Genomic DNA, 22,586 nt, shown 5'->3' with positions numbered 1-22,586 from the left:
CGACGTCGCCGGGAATATCTGAAAACGTTCGTCGGCGCGCGTAACGCAGATCGATGCCGGTCCGATCAGCAATGTGGTTCAACGGGAGCGCGACTCACCGCGTCTCCCCATTCAGCAATCAGTGACGTTCACCCCTGTTCAGGAATCGGAGGGCTGCAGCGGCGATGAGTAACGGCCTCTCCGCGTACTTGGCGATGTTCTTCGGCGGCACGGCGGGTTTCAGCCGGCTGTTCGTTCTGCTCGGCCTGGCACTGGCCGTCGGCAACGGACTGCGGTTCCTGACCAGCAGGCCCTCGGTGGCGATCGGCGCGCTCGGTTCGCCGCAGCCGGGGCGGTTCTTCACCGTGCCCGCGGTGCTGGTGCGCGGTGGCGTTCCGAGCCTGTGGTGGCCGTTCGTGCTGCTGTGGCTGGGGTTCTGGTTCGGCACCGAGTTCCGGACCACCCCTTGGTTCCTCGCGGTGCTGGTGCTCGTGCTGGCCGGGGTGGCGTTCGGGTTGCATCTGCTGAGGGCGGTGCACGAGCGGCGCGGCGAAGAAGTGGTGTCCGGACCGGCGTTGGCGGTGTTGCTGACGACGGGGGTGCTCGTTCTCTTCGGGTTGTTGCTCACCGTGCGGCTGGAGGTCGTGCGCGATCCGGCTGTCGGGTTTCTCGGTGCGCTCGAAGGGGATGCCCCTGCCGCGGCGCTGACCAAGGTGATCCTCCCCGCCGCTGTGCTCGCGGGGGCGTTGGGGTTGCTGGCGCTGAAGCTGCGGCCTGGGCGGATCCGGTTCGAGCGGCCTCGGCACGACCGGTGGCACGCCGGCGGGCTGATCGTGGTCTTCCTGCTGTTCGCGGCGCCGCTGCTGGGTGACGGGCAGCTCACGCTGGGCGGGATCGCGACGCCGGAGTACGGGAAGATCATCTATCTCGCGGTGCTCGCGATGATGCTGGCGGACCACGCGTACGGGTTCCGGATCGAGCGCGACCCGCTGCGGAACGCGAAGACCGATCCGAAGCTCGCGATCAAGGCACGGCGGCACCTGCTGTACCCGTTCGCGTTGTTCGGCGTGGTCGGTGTCGCCAGCACGCTCAAGTCCGACATCGGGCCGTTGATCCCGGTGTTCGCGGCGACGGTGACCATGGTGTGGCTCGTGGTCCGCGCCGAGGTGTCGAAGTCGCTGTACGTGAGCGGCCAACGAGGTGCGAAGCGGTCGATGGCCGCGACGCAGACCGCGTGGACGTTCGTGAAGCCGGCGGTCGTGCCACTGCTCGCGCTGGCGGCGGTGGGTCTTCTGGTCATGGTGAGCACCTCGTACATCACGACGCGGTGGGAAACGCAGCGCAACCCGTGGGTCTACAACTGGGCACAGTCCTGTGTGGACGCTCCGGAGACGGCGGCGGCACCGGTGACTCCTCCGGGAACCGCGGCGTGCCAGGAGACGCTCGGCGGCGGTTTCGCCAGCACGAACTCGCAGATCGCGCAGTCGCTCGCCACCATCGCCGACGGCGGCCTGTGGGGACGCGGACTCGCCGACACGACCTCCCGCGGGTTGCCCGCGGGCAGCTCGGACCTCGTGCTCGCGGTGATCTGGAGCAAGCTCGGCGGTGTCGTGGTGCTGCTGCTCAGCGCGCTGCTGGCGCTGCTGGCCGCGGCGCTCGCGAAGCTGTCCCGCACCACGGGCCAGGCGGCCTCGCCGGAACGGCTGTTCATCGGCGGGTTCGCGGGCATGGTGCTGGTGCAGTTCCTCTTCGTGCTGGCCGCGACGGTCAACGCCGTGCCGCACTCGGGCATCACCGCGCCGTTCCTGTCCTACGGCGTGCAGTCCACGGTCGCGCTCGGACTCGGCGTGATCATCGCCGTCGCGCTGCACTACCGGTCGGAGCCGCGACCCGAACCGCCGCCGAGACCGAGGCAGGTGCTGAGCCTCTCCCCCTCGCTGCTGGCTTTCGTGACCTGCCTGATGCTCGCGGGAGGCGTCACGGTCTGGCCCTACACCGGCCTAGCGGAGAACCGGCCCTTCTGCGCCACGACGTCGGCCGTGGTCGACGCGGAGAAGTGCTCGACGGACCGGATCGCGCACGCCCGCACGTCGGTCGAACTCGTCGTAGGAGGCAAGGCGCAGTACGTGCGCAAGGGCGCCGATCCGACCTGGACACCGGTGGGGCAACCCACCGTCGCGCTGGCCGATCTCGCCGGGATCGTCGACGGCAGCGCGTTGAACGACGCGTTGTCGAGCGGATCCGGCACGTCGTTCGCGGAACGCGTCGGCCCGGCGGCGACCACGACGCCGGGGTCGGTCGAGCTGTCCGTCGACCCCACGCTCCAGGCCGCGATGGCGACGGCGCTGCGGACGCCCGCGCCCGGCGCCGGCCCGCTCGCCGGTGGACTGGTCGTGCTGGACGCGCGCACCGGGCACGTGCTCACGTCGGCCAGCGCGCCGACCGAGACCGCCCGCGCCACCGCCGACGTCACGGTCACGCGGGAGATGGAGGACTTCCTCGCCTCGCACCGGAGGTACTACCACCGCAAGGGAGACGGCACGCCGGACGAGACGCGTCCGTGCAGCACGAACCAGCCGACCACCGAGGAACGCGCGGACTGCGTTCGCTGGGGTCTGCGCGCGGATCCCGGCCCGCGTTCGGCCGAGGTGCAGGCGGCGCTGCGAGCCTATGTGGACGGACTGGAGGGCGTGGCACTGCCGGGTCCGACGGTCAACCGGGCGCTCGGCAACCGGTACGGCCTCGGCTCCACGTTCAAGGTGGTCGTCGCGGCGGCGTACCTGCGCCAGCCGGGCACGACCGCCCAGGACCTGATCCCGGCGCCGCTGTCCGTGCAGCTCGGCGGCAAGCCGATCCACAACTACGGCAAGGTCGCCTGCCCCGGCACGAGGCCGGACGGGCAGATCACGCTGACCCAGGCGCTCGCGGTCTCCTGCAACACCGCGTTCGTCCAGCTCGCGGGCAGGATCGGCTGGCAGAGCGTCGAGGAGACGGCGAAGGCGTTCGGGTTCTCGCTCGCCGGGTCCGAGCCGGGAAACGCGTGGCTCGCCGGGGTGGTGGCGGGAGTCGACTCCGTTGTGCCGCACGGCCTCGCGGCGTCCGACATCGGCAACCCGGTGCTCGGCGGCGGCGCCGTCGAGGGCACGCCGCTGCAGATGGCAGCGGTGATGGCCGGAGTCGCCAACGACGGCATCACGATCCAGCCGTCGCTGGTCACCTCGGTCACCGACCCGAACGGCGGGGAACGCCGCCCGGTCACCGGCGAGACGCGCAAGGTGCTGGAGCCCGCGCAGGCGGAGCAGTTGCGACTGGCGTTGTCCGCCACCACCACCGCGGGCACCGCGACCGGACTGTCCACCGTGGACGGACGGGAGCTGTGGGTGAAGACCGGCACGCACGTGCTGGTGGAGGACGACGCGGCGACGCCTGCAGGGCAGTTCGTCCGGCAGATCGCGTGGCTCGTCGGCGCCATGCCGACCCCGAAGGGACCGGTGTCGTTCGCCGTCGCCGTCGAGACGAGCGACGAGAAGGCCGGCGCGGATCGAGTCCGCCTGCTCGCACAACAGGCGATCAACAAGGTCACGGAGGTGCGCGGATGACCGCCGACATCGACCCCCGCTTCGAGGAGGCGGCGCGGATCGAGGCCACCACGAGGTTCCACGAGTTCCTGGTGCGCGAGAAGGCACCGGCGAGCGGCGTGTGGCTGGTCAAGATCCGGATCGTGACCTCGCGCCCGCTGTCCGAGCCGGTCAGGGCGAAGATCCGCGAGTCGCTCCTCGACGTGCGCGGCGGCCACCGCGACATCCGCACCAGGGTCACGTTCGCCGTCGACCCGGTCGTGCCGCGCGGTTGCGAGGTGCGGTGCGACACGGCGGAGGCGGGCCGCGAGGAGGTCTCCGAGCCTCCGCCGGAGTTCGACGACGACCAGTCCGAGCTGCTGGTGCTGAGCTGGGGCGCGCTGCGGTTCGAGTTCGTGCTGTCGGCGAGCCCGAAGTGGTTGCCGTTCGGGCGCCCGCACGCCAGGGACGACTACGGGCCGGGCGTGGTGCTGCCCCGCTCGATGCTCGCCCTGCCGTCCGGCAGGCTGCTGGACTTCCGCTTCCACAACGGGGAGCTGGAACTGCGCCGGTTCCCGCACGGCCCGCACATCGCGGTGTCCGCCGACGACCACCTGCTGATCGCCGAGCAGGCCCCGCACGTCGTGGGCCGCCGCGGCCGGATCACCTTCACCGACGTCAACACCGGACTGGGCTGCACACTCGACTACGAGCTGCAGGACTGGCTGGTCGGCCAGCCCAGCGTGCCGGGCGAACCCGACCACCTGGACGGCTCGCCACACCCCACTGTGCACGAGACCGGCCGAATTCTGCTGATCGAACCGCCGTCCACCGCGAACAAGCCGGAGGAACGGCTCTTCCCGGTACCGTCGAGCAGCGCGGAACGGCCGATGCGGCACCTGGTGACGCAGGTGCTCTACTCGGTTGCCGCCGAGCAGGACCGGCCCGAAAGTCGTTGGCACGTCAAGATGTACCGCTGCGCGACCCCGCAGCACGCCGCGCAGCTGCGCCGGTACCTGCGCACCCAGGCCGTGCTCATCGAGCAGGTCAACGCCTCGGTCGGCGGCACCGCGCAGGCGCCGCCGTGGGTGATCACGCCGGTGCACGTGCTGTCCGGCCGCACCGGCCGGACCGGGCCACCGCAGGCGACGAACCTCTCGATGCCGGAACACGAGGTGGTGTCCGACCCGGAGAACAGGCTGTCCGCGTGGTTCGGCGTCGCCGACCGGCCCCAGCCCGCCTGCTTCGTCCTCGTCGTGTCGCCGCTGCTGACGCCGGTCGGCTGGCCCAGGGCGGACATGCGCACGGTCGCACCGGGCGTCGAACAGCTGCCGGAGCTGCGCACCCTCGCGATCGGCCTGGACGCGATGCACAAGCGGGACATCGCGCACTGCGACATCAAGCCGGCCAACGTCTGCCGCTACCTCACCGCGGACAACCGCAGCGGGTACGTGCTGATCGACGGCGACTCGGTGGCGCGGGCCACGGCGCAGCTGCCCGAACTGAGGTTCAGCGCCGCCTACGCCTCACCGGAGGTGCTCTACCAGCGGCACCGCATGCGGGCGCCCGGCAGGGAACGGCAGGAGATCGACCTGCGCGAGCACGACCGGTTCGGCTTCGCGCTGGTCGTGCTCACGGCCGTCGCGGGCGAGGACCGGGTCGCGCCGATGCTGACGCAGGACGACGACGGCCGGCGCACGGTCGACTCGCCGGACGTCGTGGCCGGTGCGCTCGCGGCCTACTGGCCGGAGCACTGGCGGCCGTTCGCCAAGGTGCTCGCGGCACCCTTCCAGCCGAACGCGCTGGGCGGCGACGAGTGGAGCGCCACCAGGTGGATCGACGAGCTGCAGTCGCTCATCCGGACCCGTCCGTCCACACAGGACGATCCACGGGAGGACGAGCGGCTGCCCCCGGTCGGCAGGCACGCGCGGCACGTGGACGAGATCCGCGCGGAGGTGCGAGCACAACCGCAGGGGCGCAGGACCCGCGTCCCCGCGGTCGTCGCGGCGGTGCGGCGGCATCAGCTGTCCGTGGCGCGGCACGCGTACTGGCGGGAGGTCGCGGTGCGCGGCCTGCTGCCGATGGCGATCCCGCTGATCCTGCTGTTCGGCCTGTGGATGGGGAGGTGATGTCGTGCGCTACCAGGAGACGCTGCCCGGTGCGTTGCGCGACGCGGTGCGCCGGGTGTGCCCGCCGCCGGACTTCGACGAGTCGATCCGGCACGTGATCGGCGACTGGGTGCTGTGGGAGGAGCCGACCGCGACGGTCGCGCGCCGGGAGGCCGAGCCGCACGTGCACGGCTATCTCGTGCAGGCGGCCGATGCGGGAGCGACGTGCGGCAGGGCGTTCGCCCGGATCGTCCTGCTGCCGGTCACCGCGTTGTTGCTGGTGCTGTTCGTCCTGCTGGCCCTGCTGTGAACGGAAGACGCGAATGACGCAGTCCCACAACCTCAACCAGCTCAGGCGATGTCCCGCGTGCGACGACGACCTGGGTGTGCCGCCGTCGCACGCCGAGGACGGTTCCTGGCGGCGGCCGAGCCTCCTGCTGGAGGTGTGCGGCACCGAGCGCGGCGCGATGGAGTGGCGGCTCAGCTCGTTCGACAACGCCGTCGAGGCGCAGTCGAAGGGCTACCACCGGTCCCGGCCAGGCTGGGTGTACCGCATGTGCGGTGACGGCCACGTCTTCCTCGACCACATCAGGATGACCGGCGAGGGCGTCGGTACCGAGTGGACGGTCGACGACTTCGACGTGGCCGCCACGATCGGCGGCGTCGCGGCCGGCAAGAGCTACCTGGTGCTGCGCACCCTGCACCAGCAGCTGTCGGTGAGCGGGCTGCCGCACATCACCTCGCCGGACCGGCCGATGCAGGTCAACAGCCACACGGTGGACTGGCTGGAGGACACGCCGTTGCAGGTGCTGCTGCAGAACTACCGCGAGACCGAGGAGAAGGGGCTCCCGCTCGGGCCGACGGTGCTGCGCACCACGGTGCCGTTCCACTTCCTCAGCGCCAACATCTCCCCCGACGTCGTGCCCGCTCTCCTGGAGTTGCAGGAGAAGCTCGGCGGTGAGGGCCACCTCGACCGGTCGTCGTGGGGACGGCGGATCCGCCAGCCGATCCTGTGCCGGTACCAGATCGGCGGCAGGCGGGTGCTCGTCGCGGTCGCCGACCTCGCGGGCGAGCAGTTCGCGAGGTCGGCGCTGGAGGACGACTACCACCAGCGGCTGCTGCGCAACTACGGCACCCTCACCTGGGTGATCGACCCGGCGATCGCCAAGCCGTTCGCCGCGTTCATCCCCGAGGACACCGCGGAGGAGACGCTCGCGGCCAGCGTCCGGCCCGGTGAGAGCGTGAACACCGACCTGCGTGCCGTGCTGAAACAGCGCAACTCGGTGCAGCGCCGGGTCGCGCGCACGCTCGCGCAGGACGCGGGCGTGTTCGCCGCCAACATCGGGGCGCGGCAGCACATGCTGGTGTGCATCACCAAGATGGACCTCGTCCACCTGGGTCTGCGGCGAGGCAGGAAGCTCGACGAGCTCGGCGCGCCAGGGGCGATCGTCAGTGGTGCCGCGCGGTATCTCGCGGAGCTCGCGGTCCGGTTCAGCGGGCCGAACCGGAGGATGGTCGAGGACGCGGCCCTGCACTCGATCGTCGACCCGATCGACCGGACGCGGCACGAGCCGAACCTGTTCGAGGCGACCGTGCGGCAGTTCGCTACGGCGATCGTGGACCACCACGCGAACCCGGACGCCTGGTGGAACCTGGTGCACGTCGGTGGCGGCGGGGTGATCCACGTGCGTGAGGGCGAGCACTCGTCGGTGCTGCCCGCGAGCCGGATCCTGTTGCCGTCACTGGACGCGCACATCGCGGGCGCGCTCACCCCGCACCAGTCGGCGGTGCTGCGCACCAGGGACCTGGTGATGTCCGCGCTGGGGTGCGGCATCGCGTTCGCGCTCGGGTTCGAGCAACAAGTCGAGTCGATGTTCGGCCAGAAGTGGCGCGACGTCCGGTTCTTCCTGTGCTCCCCGCTGGAGCACGCGCCCGTCCGGGTCGCCGCGACGAGCGAGCTGATCGAGCCGCAGGACGCGAGCGCGGTCTTCCCCGATGTCGACGAGAGATCAGCGGCACTGTCCCAGTTGCTGCTCTGCCTGCTCCGGAGGATGCGGCCGTGACCGAACACGTCGTCGTTGAGTGGGGTGACCACGCCGGTGGCGGCTTCGCGCCGTACGCCGATCCGCGGCGGGGCGAGGCGCCCGCGCCCGCGTTCGTGAGGGCGGCGCACGACCTGCAGGACGAGATCGTGCCCCAGCCGCCGGAAGACGCGCGCGACAACGACCGGTTCCCGGTGTGGGGACTGCAGAAGGTCGACGTCGAGGACCACGGTCCGCACTGGTGCTTCACCGTGCAGGGCCGGGGCGGCGCGTTCGGGCGGGCGGGCAGCTGCCAGTTCCTGTTCGCGCCCGTCGCCGCGGACCCCGCCGAGGTGTGGGCGCACGGCGTCGCACGGGTCGGCAGGGACGGCAAGCTCGGTCACGAACCGCGCCCGATCTCGCCGCACAGCGTGGACCCGTCCTTGCTCCTGGGTCCGCTCACGGCCCTGGCCGAACGCCGCACCCGCGTCGCGGTGGCCGGCTCCCCCGCCGAGGTCGCGGCCGTGATCGAGTGCCTCGTCACGGCGTTGCCGAGCGCGGTGGTGGCCGAGCACATCTGGATGACGTTCCCGCTGAGCACTCCGGTGCTGGACAAGCGTCCCAGCGTCACCGGGCGGTGGCCGGCCGAGCAGTCGGACAACCTCAGCGCGCGGCGGGTCGCGCGCTGGCTCGAGCCCGACCCTGACGAGTTGCCGGAATCCCTGCCCCGTCGCGCGGACGAGGCGCTCAGGTGGCTGGCTCAGCTCGCCGCGTCCGGGAGACGCAACCCCGCGCACCGCCGTGCGGCGTCGGTGCGGGCGTTGCTGGACCTGATCATCGCCGAGGAACTGGGCATCACCGAGGCGGACATCGCGGGCCTGGTGCACGCGCACGACCAGCGGCTGCGCAACGGCACCAACCCGGACATGGTCCTGCGATGGGCGTCCCAGCAGCCCGGCTCCGCGATCAGCGAACTGCTCAGGACACCGCCGCAGTGGCTGGAGGAGCTGCTGTTCGACGGGTTGATGCACGCGCAGCTGCACGCCGGACGGGGGCAGAACCCGGCACTCTTCCCGCCCGCGCACGCCGTCAGCGGCAGCTGGCACGGGCGGCTCGCCGAACTCCTCCGTGCGCGTTACCACCAGCAGGAGGAGCTCCAACGGTTCGTGCGCGAGCACGTGGTCGCGCCCGGAAAGCCTCTCAGCACAGCCGATCTCGTGCAGGACTGGCGGAGCTGGCTGGTGAAACTCGGCGTCTCGCCGAACGACCCCTCCATCTTCCCGTTGCCCGTCAAGGATATCGCGGCGGCCCTGGCCCAGACCGGCCGGATCTCCGACGCGCACCAGCAGTTCCTGCGGGCCGCGGGCGACCCGGCCGACTCGATCAGGTTGGTCGTGCAGCGCATGGAGGACGTGACTCCGGCTAGCGCGGCCGTGCTGATGGCGGTGCCGGACAACGCCGAGGGCCGGGTCCAGGTGCTCGAGAACGTGCTCGCGCGCAACACCTTCCGCGGGCCGGAGGCCGCGGCGTGGCTCGTCAAGCTCATGGCGACGACCGGCTCGAGCCGGGTGAAGGAGGCGGCGGTCATCGCCGGGACCCGGCACCTCGAGAAGAGCGGGACGCTGCCCGCCACGTTCCTGGTCTCGGCGCTGGAGTACTGGAGCGTGCACTCGGAGAAGGATCCCGTCGCCCATGTGGTGCTGCGCGACGCGGGGCTTCTGTTGCGTCCCAACGCACCTGCCAGGAACACGCCCTCACCGGTGCCGCGCCACGACGACCGCTGGCAGGCGCGGGACGAACCGGCCCGCTCGATCGCGTTCGTCCCCGAGGCTCCGCCGGAGGACGACCGGGACGACGACGGGCAGGGCTCGTGGTGGGCCGTGTCCGCACTGGTCGCGACGTCGGTGGTCGTCGTGCTCTTCCTCCTGGTGAGCGCCGTGCTCGGTCGATTGGGGTAGTGATGACCGAACCGTTGTCCGCGGCCCGGCAGGTGGCCGTGCTGGCCAAGGCCGCCATGTCCACAATGGACAAGACGGCCGGGGTGTCCGCGAAGAACCGTCCTCCGCACCTCGCCCAGCTGCACGGGGTGCTGGAGGTCGCCGCGCAGCAGGCGAAGCAGGTCGAGTCGAACCCGGCGACCGCCGACCGCGACGCCGACCTGTGGCGGCTGCGCGAACCCGGCTACCTGCGCGCGATCTGCGAGCACCCGCCCGCACACCCGAGCAGCGCGCTGGTGCTGCTCCCGGTCGTGCTGACCTGGTCCGCGCTCGGTGCCGCGGAATGGCGCTACGTCGAGCAGTACACGTCGAGCGAGCCCGGTGCCCGCCCGTCGTTCTTCGCCGACTGGCTCTCCCAGCCCTGGTACCTCGGCCCGGTGATGCTGTCGCTGGTGATCGTCGTGACGGTGCTGTGGATCATGCTGAACCACCGCCGCACCTGGAAGTCGCACCGCCGTGCCGACACGATCGACCGCGTCGCCCACCAGCTCGAGGTGGACCTGCTCCCGCCGCTCGCGATCCTGCGTGCCCTGCTGGGCACGTCGTCACCGGAACAGCAGACGCGCGAGGCGGCCGCCACCCTGGCCGGTGCCGCGCACCGGCTCGGCGAGGCCTCCTCCCGGCTGGCCGCCGCCTCCGAGGTGGTGGACCGTCTGGGCGCGGTGGCCAGGGAACTCGTGGCCGCCCTGCCCGACCTCGCCCGCCAGGTGGACGCGTTCTCCGCGGTCCAGCAACGGTTCGGCGAGCAGGCCGGCCAGATCGTCGCCGCGGTGGCACCTCTCGAGACCGTGGTCGCCGATGTCGGCGTCGCGGCGGGCCTGGCCCGCGAGGCCTCGGCCGCCTCCGGCGAGGTGGTGCGCGCGGCGACCGTGCAGACGTCGCTGGCCCACGACCTCTCCACCCGCAACGCCGCACACCGCGACCTGCTGGAGGAGGCCCAGAAGCCGTTCTCGGCGGCCGCCGACTCGGTCGCGGGCGCGGCGGATCGCTTCCAGGCCACCGTGTCCACGCTGCAGGAGACCACGAGCAAGCTGCGCGAGACGATCCGCGAGGTGAACTGGCTCGCGATGGTGTCCGACGGTCTGCGCCATCCTGCCGAGCACCCGGACCAGGTCACACCCCCGAGCCAGGTGGCGTGATGGCGCGCAGGCAACCGGTCAACGCCCTCGGCATCGCCGGCTGGCTCTTCGCGGAGCTGGCCCTGGTGCTGATGATCGTCGCCCTCGGGTCGGACGACCACGTGCCGGCGGCGGCCCAGCCGGCCACCTCGTCCGCGGCACCCACGCCCACGAGCAGCACGGCCGCGCCGGAAGGCCTGTCGCTGACCACCAAGTCGTTCATCATGTCCGTGGACGGGTCCGGCGCGGGCGTGGTGGACGAGTTCCGCCGCAGGCTTCTCGACGAGGTCGGGCCGGACGCGCGCGTCGGGCTGATCCTGGTGTTCGGGAAGTCCCGCGACCCGTCCGTGCCGACGCAGGGAACCCTGGTCTCGCAACAGCTCAAGGACCTGGTGCTGCCGGCGGGCCTGCCGCAGCTGCGCACCATGAACGACATGCGCGCCTACCTCGGCTCGGACGGCGCGCCCGGTGACGCCAAGGTCGAACTGTTCCTGCTCGGCGGTGGCCGCTGATGCGGCGGCGCGGCCCGGACGTCGTCGTGGTCGACGGGTCAGGCGCGGCACGAGGCCCCGCGCTGTGCTCTGCCTTGGGGCGCATCGGACTGAGAGCTGAGCCCGTGTCCGCTTTGGACGTCAAGGCGGATCCCGAGGCGTGCGTGCTGCTGCTCATGCCCGTCGACGAACTGCCGGACGACGGGCATCACGTGCTGTCCGTGGTGGCCGGGCTGCGCGGCCGGTTCCAGGGGCGGTTCGTGGTGGCGTGGCACGTGCCGCACCGGGCTCGCGCCAAAGTGGCCGCCACCAACGGGAACAGCGCCGCGTTGCTGCTCGGCACCAGCTGGCAGCGGGAGCTGGTGCGGCACGCCACGCCCTTCGACGCCGTGCGGTGCCGGGACCGGCAGGTGCGCGAGCTCGTGGCGGCGCGGCGGATCGGCGGCAAGGCCGTCGAACCGTTCCGCGCCGACCTCGACGCGGTGGATCCGTTGGCGCTGCACGACATCACCGCGCAGGTGGCCGACCACGGTGAGGAGACGCGGCTGTTCTGGCCGCCGCCGGAGTCGATCGTCGAGGCGGTCCGGCTGCGGACCGCTCCGGAGAACGCGGCGGTGGCCGGTGGCTGAGTACCGGAACGTCTTCAAAGGCACCGCGGACAGGGTGTTGCAGGCGGGTTATGTGCGGACCGTGCGGTTCGACGCGTCCGGGGACGTGCCGGTCGACGAGGCGGTGTGCGACCTCGCGTCGCTGTTCGCCGACGTGCTCGCCGGCGGGTTCACCGGGCGGCGGTGGCTGCTCGAGCAGATCGACGGGTTCGTGGCGGAGCGGCCGTGCGGTTACCTGTGGGTGGAGGGGGACGCGGGCGTCGGGAAGACCGCGCTCGCCGCGCATCTCGTCCGCGAACGGGGCTGGGCCGGGCACTTCTCGCGGCTGACACTTGGCGGATCGGCGCGGGTCGCGCTGCGCAACCTGGCGGGGCAACTCGCCCGCGAGCACGATCTCGCGCCCAGCGGCCTGCTGCCCGAACGCTGGTGCACGCCGGAGGGGTTCCCGGCGCTGCTGGCCAAGATCACGCCTCCGCTCGTCCTGGTCGTGGACGGTGCCGACGAGGCCGAGCAGGTGGCGGGGGCGCAGCCGTGGGGGCTGCCGATGGAGCTGCCGCAAGGGGTCTTCGTGGTGGGCACCTACCGGACGGGCAACCCGCCGCCGAGGTCCACGGCACCCGCGTCGGTGCTGCGGCTCTCCGCGACCGATCCCCGCAACATCGCCGACGTGGCCGAGCACGTGGCCCAGGTCCGGCCCGACGCTGACGACCTCGTCGAACGTTGCGGCGGCGTGTGGGTGTATCTGCGGTACGTCCTCAACGAGTTCCGGCAAGGCACCCGTGCGACGGCCGACCCGTTGCCGAAGGACCTGTCGCGGTACTACGCCGACACGCTGGAGCGGTGTCGGACAGACGCGCTGTCACTCCTCGCGACCCTGGGCGTCGCGGGCGAACCGCTCGGCGTACCGACCCTGGCCGCGCTGTCCGATGTGGACGAAAGCGCGGTGAGGGAACAATGCCACCGGACGCTGCGGCCGTTCCTCGGCGCCGTCGACGGGCAGGACGGCCGTGGTTTCGCGCTGTACCACGCCAGTCTGCGGGAGTTCCTCGCCGGCGTGCGCCCCGACGACGACAGTCCTGAGCAGGACTGGAAGTGGTGGGACGTCCTGCGGTCGGCCACCACCGCCGCGCACGACCGGATCGCCGAGCACTACCTGACCGGTTCCATCGACGACGGCTATCCGCTCAGGCACCTGGCACGGCACCTCGTGGGCGCGGGCCGCGTCGAGGACCTGCACCGACTGCTGCGCGCGGAGGACGCGAGCGGACGGCCCACGTGGTTCACCGCGCACGACCGTGCCGGCACGGTCGACGGCTTTCTGTCCGACGTCGCCGTCGCGCGCGACCTCCACGCCTGGACGACCGATCAGGCACTCGCGAACAACCAGCCCGCACCGACGCTGTGCGACGAGCTGTACTACGACCTGGTCACGGCCTCGGTCGTCAGCCGTACCAACGCGATCCCGGCCGAACTGATCTCGGCACTCGTCACCGTTGGTGTGTGGACGCAGGCCCGTGCGGTCACCCACGCACTTAGGTTGCCCACGGCCACCGCACGAGCGCATGTTCTGGCCGTGCTCGCGGCCGACACCGCCGCGCAGGACGTCCTGGATCTCGCGCTCGACCAGGCTGAGCAGGTCATCGCCCCGTACCCCCGCGCCGAGGTGCTGCTCAAACTGGTCCCGCACCGCCCCAGTCTCGCCGCACAGGCGTTGCGGGCCATCACGGACATCTCCGGTGAGCACGAACGCGCCGGGGCCATCGCGGACCTGGTTCCCTGGCTGAGCGATCTCGGCCCCGCGCGGACGCTGGCGGAAGGCCTCACCACCCCGCACGCCCGAGCGCGGGCGTTGACCGCTCTCGGCGACCGGACCGGCGCGCTGACAGCCGTGCGCGCGATCAGCAGCGAGGAGGACCGGGCCACCGCGCTCGCCGCCCTCTCCGGCGCCGAACCGGCCGAAGCCCGTGCCACACCGGCACCACCCGATCGCAACCAGCTCCGGGAGGCGGCCTACGCGATCGCCGACCCGCACGACCGCGCCGAAGCGTTGACCCGGCTGGCGCCCCTGCTGCCCCCAGCGCAACGACGTGAAGTGCTGACCGAAGCCCTCACCGCCGCCACCGCGCCCGACGACGGCGGCCGGGATCTGCCCGCGGGCCTGGACTGGCCCGGCCTCACCGCGACCCGCAGCCGGCCGGACACCCTGACGACGATGTCGGCCTGTCTGAAGAGCAGACGAGAACCCGTTGTCCCGCAAGGCACCCACCTCGACAGCGCCCTGTCGCGAGCGACGGCGAACACCGACGTCCGCACCCGGTCCCGTGCGCTCAGCGAACTGGTGCCGCACCTGTCCACGGCGGCCCAGCTCGCCGACGCGCTCGGCGCAACGCCTTACGGGGACCGGGATCTGCTCTGCGCGGTGGTGCTGCGGGCCGGCGACGTGGCTGAGGACAAGGCCTTCGTCGCCCTGCTCCGCCACGCGCTGAGCCTCGGTGGCCGCGTCACCTGCACGGCGATCCTGGCCGCCGCGCTACCCAGGATCGAAGGCCTCGCCGGAGACGACGCGGCCGGGCGGCTCGAGGCGGCACTGCACGACGTGCACCGGTGGTGGCCGTGACCCAGTGGCCAATAAGTGGACAAAAGCCCAGTTCAGGATCGTTTGATCCTACGATTCGCCCATCAGGCGGCACCCTGTTGCGACAGCACGAGGACGACCGATGAGTGAGGTGACCGCGCTCGGGCCCGGTGATCCGCGGCGGCTGGGGCCGTACCGGCTGCTCGGCAGGCTCGGCGCGGGCGGCATGGGCGTCGTGTACCTCGCCGTCTGGCCCGGCACCGACCGGCAGGTCGCGATCAAGGTGATCAACCGGTCCTACGCGGAGGTGCCGAAGTACCGCGTCAGGTTCGAACGCGAGGTCCGCACCGCGACGTTGATCAGGTCCCCGCACGTCCCCCGGCTGCTGGACGCGGAACTGGAGAGTGACGAGCCGTACGTGGTGACCGAGGTGGTCCGCGGCACGAGTCTCGCCGGCCTGGAGGAAGGCCTCGCCCCAGATCGGCTGCTGACCGTGGCTAGGGACACCGCGCAGGCGCTCCTGGACATCCACGCGCACGACATCGTGCACCGCGATCTCAAGCCCTCCAACGTGATGATGGCGGGCGAACGGGCGGTCGTGATCGACTTCGGGATCGCGGCCGACCTGTCCGACCTCGTGCGCGTGACCACCACCGGCCACGTCGTCGGGACGCTGCCCTACCTCGCGCCCGAACTGGTGGACCCGCGGCGGGCGGCACCGGCGTCGCCCGCCTCCGACGTGTTCTCCTGGGGCTGCCTGCTCTACTTCGCCGCCACCGGCCGAACCGCCTTCTCCAGCGCAGGAACCACGCTCACCCAGCCGATCCCCGACCTCACCGGCGTTCCGGGCGTCGTGCGCGAACTGGTCGCGCGCACCCTCGACAAGCGTCCCGAACGACGCCCGTCGGTGCGGAGCATCCTCGACGAACTGGCCACCGTGGGCGCGGAAGTGGTGCTGTGCGGCGGGAACGGGCGAAGCCACACCGCCCACCTGCTCGCCCTGCTGCTCGACGCCGGACTGGCCGTGCGGGTGTCGGCCGAACCGGATTCCCTTGCCGACGCCCGGGTTCTGCTCGTGATCGTGTCCGAACGGCCGGACGCGGCAGTGCGGGACATGCGGCTCGCGGCGAGGCAGCGCGGGGTGACCGTGCTCGTGGTCCTCGCCGGTGGCCACCACGAACCGGACGTCTTCCTCGACGCCCGCACCGGCGCGCTGCCCGATGCCGCTCAGCTGCGAGCCCTGCGTGAAATCGCGGCGGGCGGGAACGCCAGCCCGGCAACGGAAACGTCCCCCGCCCCGGCGGTGGCCGGGATCGCCGCCGCGCTCGCGGAAGGTGACCTGGTGGCGGCGGATCTGCTCACCACGGCGGTGTTGCTGGCCGCGGCGGGCTGTGCGGACCACGGCTGGGCGGGACTGGACGAGGTCGCGTCCATCGGCACGCGGCTTCTGCGGGACTGCGCCCACGTCTGGCACGAGGGCACGGACGGCAAGCACGGCTTCCGGGCCCAGCGCCTGCTCATGGCGGACGGCACCGGAACAGAGGTCGCCGACCTGGCCCACCTGTTCGGCTGGGGCGACCCGCTGGGCATTCCCGCCGACTACCCGGTCTGGGTGACGGGCGCGGGCCCCGGGTTCTTCCCGACCCTGCGCCACGAAGTGCCCTCAGGCGCGTGGTTCGACAACTGGAACGTCACCGTGTCCGCGCTCTACCGACGAATCCGGAGCGAGTTCCCATGCCCGTGATCATCGTTGTCCTCGTCGTGGTGGCCGCCGCGTTCATCGCCGCGGCGGTGCCGATCCTGCGCAGGATGCGGTACCTGCCGCTGCACCGATATGCCGTGGCCACCCGCAGATGGGGCCTGCCCGCGCCGAACCAGTCGCGGGAGGAGTTCCTGCTCCGGCGCACGCGGATCGTGCGCGGCGGGCAGACGATCCCGCCGTGGTCGTGGCTGTACGACATCCACGAGTACGACTACATCAGCATCCCGACCGGCACCGTGGGGCTGGTCAAGGCCAAGATCGGTGCCAACGCGCCGGCGGGCCGCAGGCTGTCCAAGTACGTCGACTGCGACCGCTTCCAGAGCGTCACGAAGTTCCTCAAGGGCGACTGCGAACAGGGCGTGCAACCGGAACTGCTGCGCGGCGGCGAGGCGTACGCCATCGACCCGCAGGTGTTCGACGTGTACACAGTGGACAGTCTGCCCGCCGATTTCCCGGCGAAGGCCGACGATCTGCGACTGGTCTCCGTGGACGCGGAGGACGTCGGTGTCGTCATCGTCACCGACGCGCCGGCGCCGGACGACCTGCGCGCGCCCGCACCCGTGGTGGAGGGGCACAACAACTTCCAGAAACCCTGGGAGTTCCTCTGGAACGGCGGGCGCAGCGGCCCGCAGACCGACATCCTGCCGGGCGGCGCGACCTACGCGATCAACCCGCTGTTCGCACGGGTCGTGCACATCCCGACCCGCGAGCTGACCCTGACCTGGGGCACCAAGTCCGGCAGCGAGGACCGCTACGACTCGGAACTGGGCCCGCTCAAGGTGACCATCCAGGGCTTCGAGCTGGAGGTGGAGCTGACCCAGACGCTGTCGATCCCCCCGCACGCCGCGCCCTTCCTGGTCAAGCGGTTCGGCGAGGACGCGGACGGCGACGTCGGCGACCACAAGTCCACGGCGGTGAAGCGGTTCGTGGGCAGGGTGCTCGGCGAAAAGGTCAGGGGCTACTTCAACGAACGCGCCAGCGGCGGCGAGATCGACAGGTTCCTCCACGAACTCGCCGACACGCGCGGGAAGCTGAAGGTCCAGATCACCCAGGCGCTGGCCGAGGTCCAGGTCGACGCGCGCGAGACGACGATCGGCGAGATCCGCTTCGCCTCCGACGAGCTCAACAAGGAGTACCGCGAGTACGTGGTGCTGCAACAGCAGTTCCGGCAGCTTGAGCAGAAGCTGCTCAACCAGCACGTGGCCAACGACATCGAGCGCACCCAGCTGGAGGTGCACAAGGCGAAGCTCTCCGCCCAGCTGGACGTGCTGATCGAGCGACTGGGCCTCGATCACGTCAAGCGGATGGAGGCGGAACGGATCAGGGCCGGCGCCACCCACGCGCCGATCATCCTCACGGGTGGCATGCCCTCCGCCGTGCCGATCGGACCGGTGCAGCCGTCGGAACGGATCGCGATCCCGGCGTTCGACGCCACCGAGGGCCTGGACGTGTTCGACATCAGCCCCGGCCTGCCGTCGCCGAACGAGAGGACCGAGACCGGTGCCCCCGAATGAGCAGGCCCGGCCGGTGCTGGGCATCGATCTCGGCACCACCTACACGTGCGTGGCCGCGATCGATCGGCGAGGCGAGGTCGTGCTGCCCAACTCCGACGGCGAGTCGATCACGCCGTCGGTGGTCTACTTCGCCGACGACGGCACGGCGCTGGTCGGCAACGCCGCCGTGGCCCGGCGCGACCAGGAACCGGGCCGGGTCGTCTCGCTGATCAAGCGGGAGATGGGCAGGGCCGACGTCACCGTGGACGCGGGCGGGCGCCGCTACCACCCGCAGCAGGTGTCGGCGGTGATCCTGCTCAAGGTCGTCCAGGACGCGCTGGCGCACCTCGGCCGGGCGATGCCCGCGTCCGGGCCCGTCGCCGACGCGGTGGTCGCCGTGCCCGCCTACTTCGGCGCGGCCGAGCGCAAGGCCACTGCCCAGGCGGCCCAGCTGGCACGGCTCAACCTGCTCGACCTGGTCAACGAACCCGTCGCGGCGGCGGTGGCCCACGGCCTGCACCGGGGCGGCGAGCGCACCGCGATGGTCTACGACCTCGGCGGCGGGACGTTCGACGTGACCGTCATCCAGGTCCGTCCGGACGGCCCGGCCAAGGTCGTCGCCATCGAGGGCGACCACCGCCTCGGCGGGGCCGACTGGGACCGGCAGCTGACCGAGCTCCTGCTCGGCCGGCTGAACTCCGCCGCGGACCCGTTGCGCGGCGACCCGAAGCTGATGGGCGGCCTGGTGCGGCAGGTGGAACAGCTCAAGATCGCCCTGACCGGCGCCGAGCGCCACACCGCGCTGATCACCGTTCCCGGCGGCGCGGAGCACGTCGTGACGATCACCAGGGACGAGTACGAGGAGGCCACCGCCGACCTGCTCGGCCGCACCGTCGAACTGACCCGCGACGCGCTGGAGAAGGCGCGCCCGCACGGTGTCGAGAGGATCGACGACCTGCTGCTGTCCGGCGGCATGTCCCGCACCCCGGCGGTGGCGCGCAGGCTCGCCGAGGAGCTGCCGGAACTGCCGTCCGCCCGGCTGGCCCACGACGCCGACCACACCGTCGCCAAGGGCGCGGCCCGGCTGGCGTGGCACGCCCTGGGACACGAGACCACCGACGAGATCAGCACGGTCACCGCCAAGGGGTACGGGGTGGCGGTGGTGCGCGATGCCGCCCGTCCCGCGCTCGGGCACGGCGTGCTGTGGATGATCCCGCCCGGCGCGGACACCCCTGCGGTGCAACGGCATCAGGTGTGCACGATCCGCGACGACCAGCGCCGCATGGCGATCCGGGTCTACGAGTCGGCCACCGGGTTCGTGCACGGAGACCTCGCGGACGATCCGGCGGACCACGTCGGCCTGGTCGCGGGCGAGATCACCGGACTGCCCGCCGGACTGCCGAAGGGCGCGCCGGTGGAGATCTGCTTCGAGCTGAAGGCCGACGGCGTCCTGCGGGTGCACGCCCGCGCGGGCAACGGCGCGTCACTGCGGCTCGACGCGGAGGTGGCAGGAGCGATGACCGAGACCGAGATGAGTGCGCCGCTGCCGGGAATCCGCGCCTGACATGGACTTCCACGAAAAGTCCTATGTGGACGACGTGCTCGTGCCGGTGCGGACCGGCTGGTCTCCGCACCGCAACTACTTCCGGGTGTACCGCCTCCCGCCACACGCTCGTCGGGCCGAGGTCGACGCGGCGCTGGCCGACCTGCCCGCCCGGTGGGGAACGCCCGAGCTGCGCGTGCACGCCGTGGCCTGCGAACGCCTGCACGCCTGTCACTCCAAGGCAACCGCGGTGCTCAGCGATCCCGCCGCCCGCGCCCGGCACCGGGAGTTCGTCGAGCGGGAGCACCAGGCACTGGTCGAGGTCGTCCGCCACCGCCTGCACGGAGCGCCCGCCCTGACCCGCGACGACGTCGCCGCCGTGGTGCGCGTCGCCGGCGGCCGGTGGAGCACGCCCGACGTGCTGGCCGCGCTGCACGCCGTCGGCGCCACCGTGCGCGAGCCCGTTCCGCTGCCCCGCGTCTCCCGGCCCCAGCGCTGGGCGGCGTTGCGCGAACACCTGGCCGACCTTCCGCACGACTCGTTGTGGGAGTACCTGTCCCGCACGCCGGAGCTGCGGGGCGCGGACACCACCTCGGCCGAGGTGGAGACGCGACGACAACGTTTGCGGGTCTCGCGCGACCGGGCTTCGGACGCCGAACGGGCCGTCCTCGCGCTCGTCCGGCTGTGGGCGGCGGCGCCAGGAGGCCTGTCCGCCGCGCTCGCGCACGACCTGCTGGCCGAACTCGCCGCGGCGACGGTGTGCGGCTATCAGGCCGTGCGGGATCTGGCCTCACCACAACGTTGTGCCGCAACCCTTTCCTCCGATCCCGAAGCCGTGTCGTACGCCGTGTGGTGCGCTCGCGAGGAAGCGGCGTGGACGGAGGCCTACTTCGCCGCGGTCGACGCACATCGGCTGCCCGCCGCGCTGGATCTGCTGGAGTCACGTCCGCTGCCCGAGTCGTGGGCCCGCGTCCGGGACGGGCTGCGCGCCCGACTCGACCGTCTGTACGCCTCGTTGGCCCAGGCCCGCGGGGCCGCCGACCCGGAGGACGCCGCCGCCCGGTACCTGGCGATCGGCCGTGAGCTGACGGACCCGGCTGTGGACGAAGGTCTTCTCCGTTGCCCGGCCTCCGCTCCTGCCGCCGTGTCGGCCACTGTGGACGGTGCCGCGGTCGTCGTGGACTGGCGGCCATCGCCTTCCACGGCGGGGAACATCGGCTACCAGGTGCGCCACGGGGCGACTCTGCTGGCCGAGGAGGCGACGGCACCGTTCGTCGACCTCGAAGCTCCGGCCGGGGTGCCGCTGATCTACACCGTGACGGCGTTGCGCGATGGCGTGCCGGGAGGAACCACGGCGGCCGAGCCGGTCGCGGTGCTGCCGGAGGTGACGGACCTGCGGCTCGTCACCGAACCGGGAGTCGTCTTCGGGCGGTGGACGCTGCCACCGGGGGCGTCACGCGCGGTCGTCCGGCGCACCGATTCCGACGTGCCCGCGGACGAGACCGGCTTCACGGATCGGAACGTGGAACCCGGGACCGCGTACACCTACCGGGTGCTGGTCGAGTACGCGGCGCTCCGCAGTCCCGGCATCGACGTCCGGGTGGTGTGTCTCGGCGAGCCGGACGCCGTCACCGATCTGCGGGCCGTGGCGGCGGGCGACGTCGTCGACCTCACCTGGACACCTCCGCGCGGCGACGAGGTCGAGATCCGGTTGCTCACCGGCCCCGAGGCCGCGCCCGGTGGCGTGGTCCGGCTCGACCAGGCCGCACTGGCGGGACCGGTCGTCGCCACGAGCCGGTGCGGGCGCGTCCGGGTGCCCGCCGCCGACCTCGCGGGCGGGCGCACGCTGGTACCGGTGACCGTGTCCGGACCGGTGGCCACCATCGGCACACCGGCGACCGTCGACGTCTCGTCCGTCGAGGTGACCGGCCTGCGCGCGCTTCGGCTCGGCCCGCAGGTCCAGCTCTCCTGGCACTGGCCGGCCTGGGCGCGGGAGGTGCTGGTGGTGTGGCGGCACGGCGGCCCGCTCGCCGGACCGGACGACCCGGCGGCACACCGTTGGCGCGTCAGCAGAACCGCCTACCTGAGTCGCGGAGCGCGGCTGAACGCGGCCGAGGCGGGCAGTCACTGGTTCGGGGTGTGCGTCGTCGGCGACGGGCGGCTCGGTCCACTTGCGACGGTCGAGTCGCCGTGCCCGGTCCAGCTGCGCTACCGGCTGCACGGACGGGCGCGCACGTTCGCGGTGGAGGTCGAGTGCGACGCGGATCTTCCCGACGTCGTCGTGCTCGGGAAGGAGGCCCGGCGGCCGTTGGATCCCGGCGACGGCGTCGTGCTCGCGACGGTGCCGGGCGGGCAACGGGCTGGGCGGGCCGAGTTCACCGTGCCCGCCGAGCTGCGCGGACCGGTGCACCTGCGGGCGTTCGCGCTGGACGACTCGATGTGGGTGTGCCATCCCGACCCGCGTGATCTCGTCGTGCGGTGACGCCGTGATCTGCCCGTACTGCCGCGCCCGGTGCGCCGGCGACCAACTGCTGATGAGCTGCGGTCCGCTGTGCGCGTCCGCGCCACCGTTCCCGGTGAAGGCCTTGCGGCGCAACCGATGCCCGCACGGCCGCGTGCCGCTGGCCCGGCGCGTCTGCCCGGCATGCGGCCGCGCCGTTCCCCGTGAGTACGCGGAGGCACCCGGCCGCGCGATCGTCGTGGTGGGAGAACGCGAGGCGGGCAAGAGCGCGTGGATCTCGGCGGCCGTCCGCCAGTTCGAGACCGGCGAGGCCGCGCTGGCGGGACTGTCCGTGCACCTGCTCGGCGAGAGCTCCCGCAACCGGTACGCGGATCTGCGCACACCGTCGGCCGAGCCGCTGCTGATGAGCATCCGGTCGGTGAGCGCCAAGCCGGTGGTGCTGGCGCTGTACGAACTGCCGGAGGACGACTGCCCGCCGGACGTCATGGCCACCGCGGCGGGAGTGGTGCACGTGATCGACCCGGGACGACTGCCCGGCGTGCGCACGTTGTTCGGCCTGGAACCCCTGCCGCCGCGCCCCACGCCGTGGGCACACCCCGTCCCGACGGCGATGACGGTGACCAAGCTGGACCTGGTCCGGGACATGTTCACCGACGGCTCTCCGCTGCGGCGCCCCGGCCTGCAGGACCGCGGTCACGTGGAGTCGGACAGCCTCGACGTGCACCACGAGGTCGAGGCCTGGCTTGCCCGTTGGGGCGGCATCGAGGCCCCGCCTGGTCACCGTTGCTTCGCGCTGTCCGCACTGGATGGACAGAGGGTGGCGGAACCGTTGCTGTGGCTGCTCTCCCAGTTTCGCGCGACGAGGGCCTGAGC

General features: G+C 72.1%; 14 protein-coding genes. All 14 read left to right on the top strand.

Annotated elements, in window-relative coordinates; all coding sequences use genetic code 11:
• The first annotated feature begins 164 nt into the window (after positions 1-164).
• The 14 genes from ACIQF0_RS26105 (at position 165) to ACIQF0_RS26040 (ending at position 22,584) form a co-directional block, all read left to right on the top strand.
• The gene (locus ACIQF0_RS26105; protein ID WP_401033303.1) at positions 165-3,578 is read left to right on the top strand and encodes a penicillin-binding transpeptidase domain-containing protein; all 3,414 of its coding nucleotides are present in this window, start codon (positions 165-167) and stop codon (positions 3,576-3,578) included.
• Positions 3,575-5,665 (top strand): hypothetical protein, encoded by a 2,091-nt coding sequence (locus tag ACIQF0_RS26100; protein WP_401033301.1) that lies wholly within the window; start codon positions 3,575-3,577, stop codon positions 5,663-5,665. Before ACIQF0_RS26105 ends, ACIQF0_RS26100 begins: the two co-directional genes overlap by 4 nt.
• Before the next feature lie 4 nt (positions 5,666-5,669).
• Positions 5,670-5,954, top strand: a complete 285-nt coding sequence (locus ACIQF0_RS26095) for a hypothetical protein (RefSeq protein ID WP_401033299.1) — start codon at positions 5,670-5,672, stop codon at positions 5,952-5,954.
• A gap of 13 nt (positions 5,955-5,967) precedes the next feature.
• A complete protein-coding gene (locus ACIQF0_RS26090) occupies positions 5,968-7,707 on the top strand; it encodes a hypothetical protein (RefSeq protein WP_401033297.1) in 1,740 nt (579 codons plus the stop codon).
• Complete coding sequence (locus ACIQF0_RS26085; RefSeq protein WP_401033295.1) at positions 7,704-9,623, top strand: hypothetical protein; 1,920 nt, start codon at positions 7,704-7,706, stop codon at positions 9,621-9,623. The genes ACIQF0_RS26090 and ACIQF0_RS26085 overlap by 4 nt, the downstream gene beginning before the upstream one ends.
• A 2-nt stretch (positions 9,624-9,625) precedes the next feature.
• Complete coding sequence (locus tag ACIQF0_RS26080; RefSeq protein ID WP_401033293.1) at positions 9,626-10,801, top strand: hypothetical protein; 1,176 nt, start codon at positions 9,626-9,628, stop codon at positions 10,799-10,801.
• Positions 10,801-11,292 carry a hypothetical protein gene (locus ACIQF0_RS26075; RefSeq protein ID WP_401033291.1) on the top strand — a complete coding sequence of 164 codons (492 nt, stop codon included), beginning with the start codon at positions 10,801-10,803 and terminating at the stop codon, positions 11,290-11,292. Before ACIQF0_RS26080 ends, ACIQF0_RS26075 begins: the two co-directional genes overlap by 1 nt.
• Positions 11,292-11,900: a hypothetical protein gene (locus ACIQF0_RS26070; protein ID WP_401033289.1), complete on the top strand. Its 609-nt coding sequence runs from the start codon at positions 11,292-11,294 to the stop codon at positions 11,898-11,900. The genes ACIQF0_RS26075 and ACIQF0_RS26070 overlap by 1 nt, the downstream gene beginning before the upstream one ends.
• A complete protein-coding gene (locus ACIQF0_RS26065) occupies positions 11,893-14,496 on the top strand; it encodes an NACHT domain-containing protein (RefSeq protein ID WP_401033287.1) in 2,604 nt (867 codons plus the stop codon). Before ACIQF0_RS26070 ends, ACIQF0_RS26065 begins: the two co-directional genes overlap by 8 nt.
• 100 nt (positions 14,497-14,596) lie before the next feature.
• Positions 14,597-16,198 carry a protein kinase gene (locus ACIQF0_RS26060; RefSeq protein WP_401033285.1) on the top strand — a complete coding sequence of 534 codons (1,602 nt, stop codon included), beginning with the start codon at positions 14,597-14,599 and terminating at the stop codon, positions 16,196-16,198.
• The gene (locus ACIQF0_RS26055; RefSeq protein WP_401033283.1) at positions 16,189-17,730 is read left to right on the top strand and encodes an SPFH domain-containing protein; all 1,542 of its coding nucleotides are present in this window, start codon (positions 16,189-16,191) and stop codon (positions 17,728-17,730) included. The genes ACIQF0_RS26060 and ACIQF0_RS26055 overlap by 10 nt, the downstream gene beginning before the upstream one ends.
• Positions 17,717-19,273 carry an Hsp70 family protein gene (locus ACIQF0_RS26050; protein WP_401033281.1) on the top strand — a complete coding sequence of 519 codons (1,557 nt, stop codon included), beginning with the start codon at positions 17,717-17,719 and terminating at the stop codon, positions 19,271-19,273. The genes ACIQF0_RS26055 and ACIQF0_RS26050 overlap by 14 nt, the downstream gene beginning before the upstream one ends.
• A 1-nt stretch (position 19,274) precedes the next feature.
• Positions 19,275-21,734 carry a hypothetical protein gene (locus ACIQF0_RS26045; protein ID WP_401033279.1) on the top strand — a complete coding sequence of 820 codons (2,460 nt, stop codon included), beginning with the start codon at positions 19,275-19,277 and terminating at the stop codon, positions 21,732-21,734.
• Positions 21,715-22,584, top strand: coding sequence for a hypothetical protein (locus tag ACIQF0_RS26040; protein ID WP_401033277.1), 870 nt, complete (start codon positions 21,715-21,717; stop codon positions 22,582-22,584). The genes ACIQF0_RS26045 and ACIQF0_RS26040 overlap by 20 nt, the downstream gene beginning before the upstream one ends.
• The last annotated feature ends 2 nt before the right edge of the window (positions 22,585-22,586 follow it).

The organism is Lentzea sp. NPDC092896 (genome assembly GCF_044754905.1).
Classification (GTDB): domain Bacteria; phylum Actinomycetota; class Actinomycetes; order Mycobacteriales; family Pseudonocardiaceae; genus Lentzea.
Note: the sequence above shows the minus strand (reverse complement) of the source record. Positions and strands in the feature narration are given on the sequence as shown.

Bases quoted from the DNA above. Each gene is read 5' to 3' on its own strand.
- ACIQF0_RS26045 (WP_401033279.1), top strand. From the start codon at position 19,275: ATGGACTTCCACGAAAAGTCCTATGTGGACGACGTGCTCGTGCCGGTG.
- ACIQF0_RS26075 (WP_401033291.1), top strand. From the start codon at position 10,801: ATGGCGCGCAGGCAACCGGTCAACGCCCTCGGCATCGCCGGCTGGCTC.
- ACIQF0_RS26080 (WP_401033293.1), top strand. From the start codon at position 9,626: ATGACCGAACCGTTGTCCGCGGCCCGGCAGGTGGCCGTGCTGGCCAAG.
- ACIQF0_RS26070 (WP_401033289.1), top strand. From the start codon at position 11,292: ATGCGGCGGCGCGGCCCGGACGTCGTCGTGGTCGACGGGTCAGGCGCG.
- ACIQF0_RS26105 (WP_401033303.1), top strand. From the start codon at position 165: ATGAGTAACGGCCTCTCCGCGTACTTGGCGATGTTCTTCGGCGGCACG.
- ACIQF0_RS26100 (WP_401033301.1), top strand. From the start codon at position 3,575: ATGACCGCCGACATCGACCCCCGCTTCGAGGAGGCGGCGCGGATCGAG.
- ACIQF0_RS26055 (WP_401033283.1), top strand. From the start codon at position 16,189: ATGCCCGTGATCATCGTTGTCCTCGTCGTGGTGGCCGCCGCGTTCATC.
- ACIQF0_RS26090 (WP_401033297.1), top strand. From the start codon at position 5,968: ATGACGCAGTCCCACAACCTCAACCAGCTCAGGCGATGTCCCGCGTGC.
- ACIQF0_RS26060 (WP_401033285.1), top strand. From the start codon at position 14,597: ATGAGTGAGGTGACCGCGCTCGGGCCCGGTGATCCGCGGCGGCTGGGG.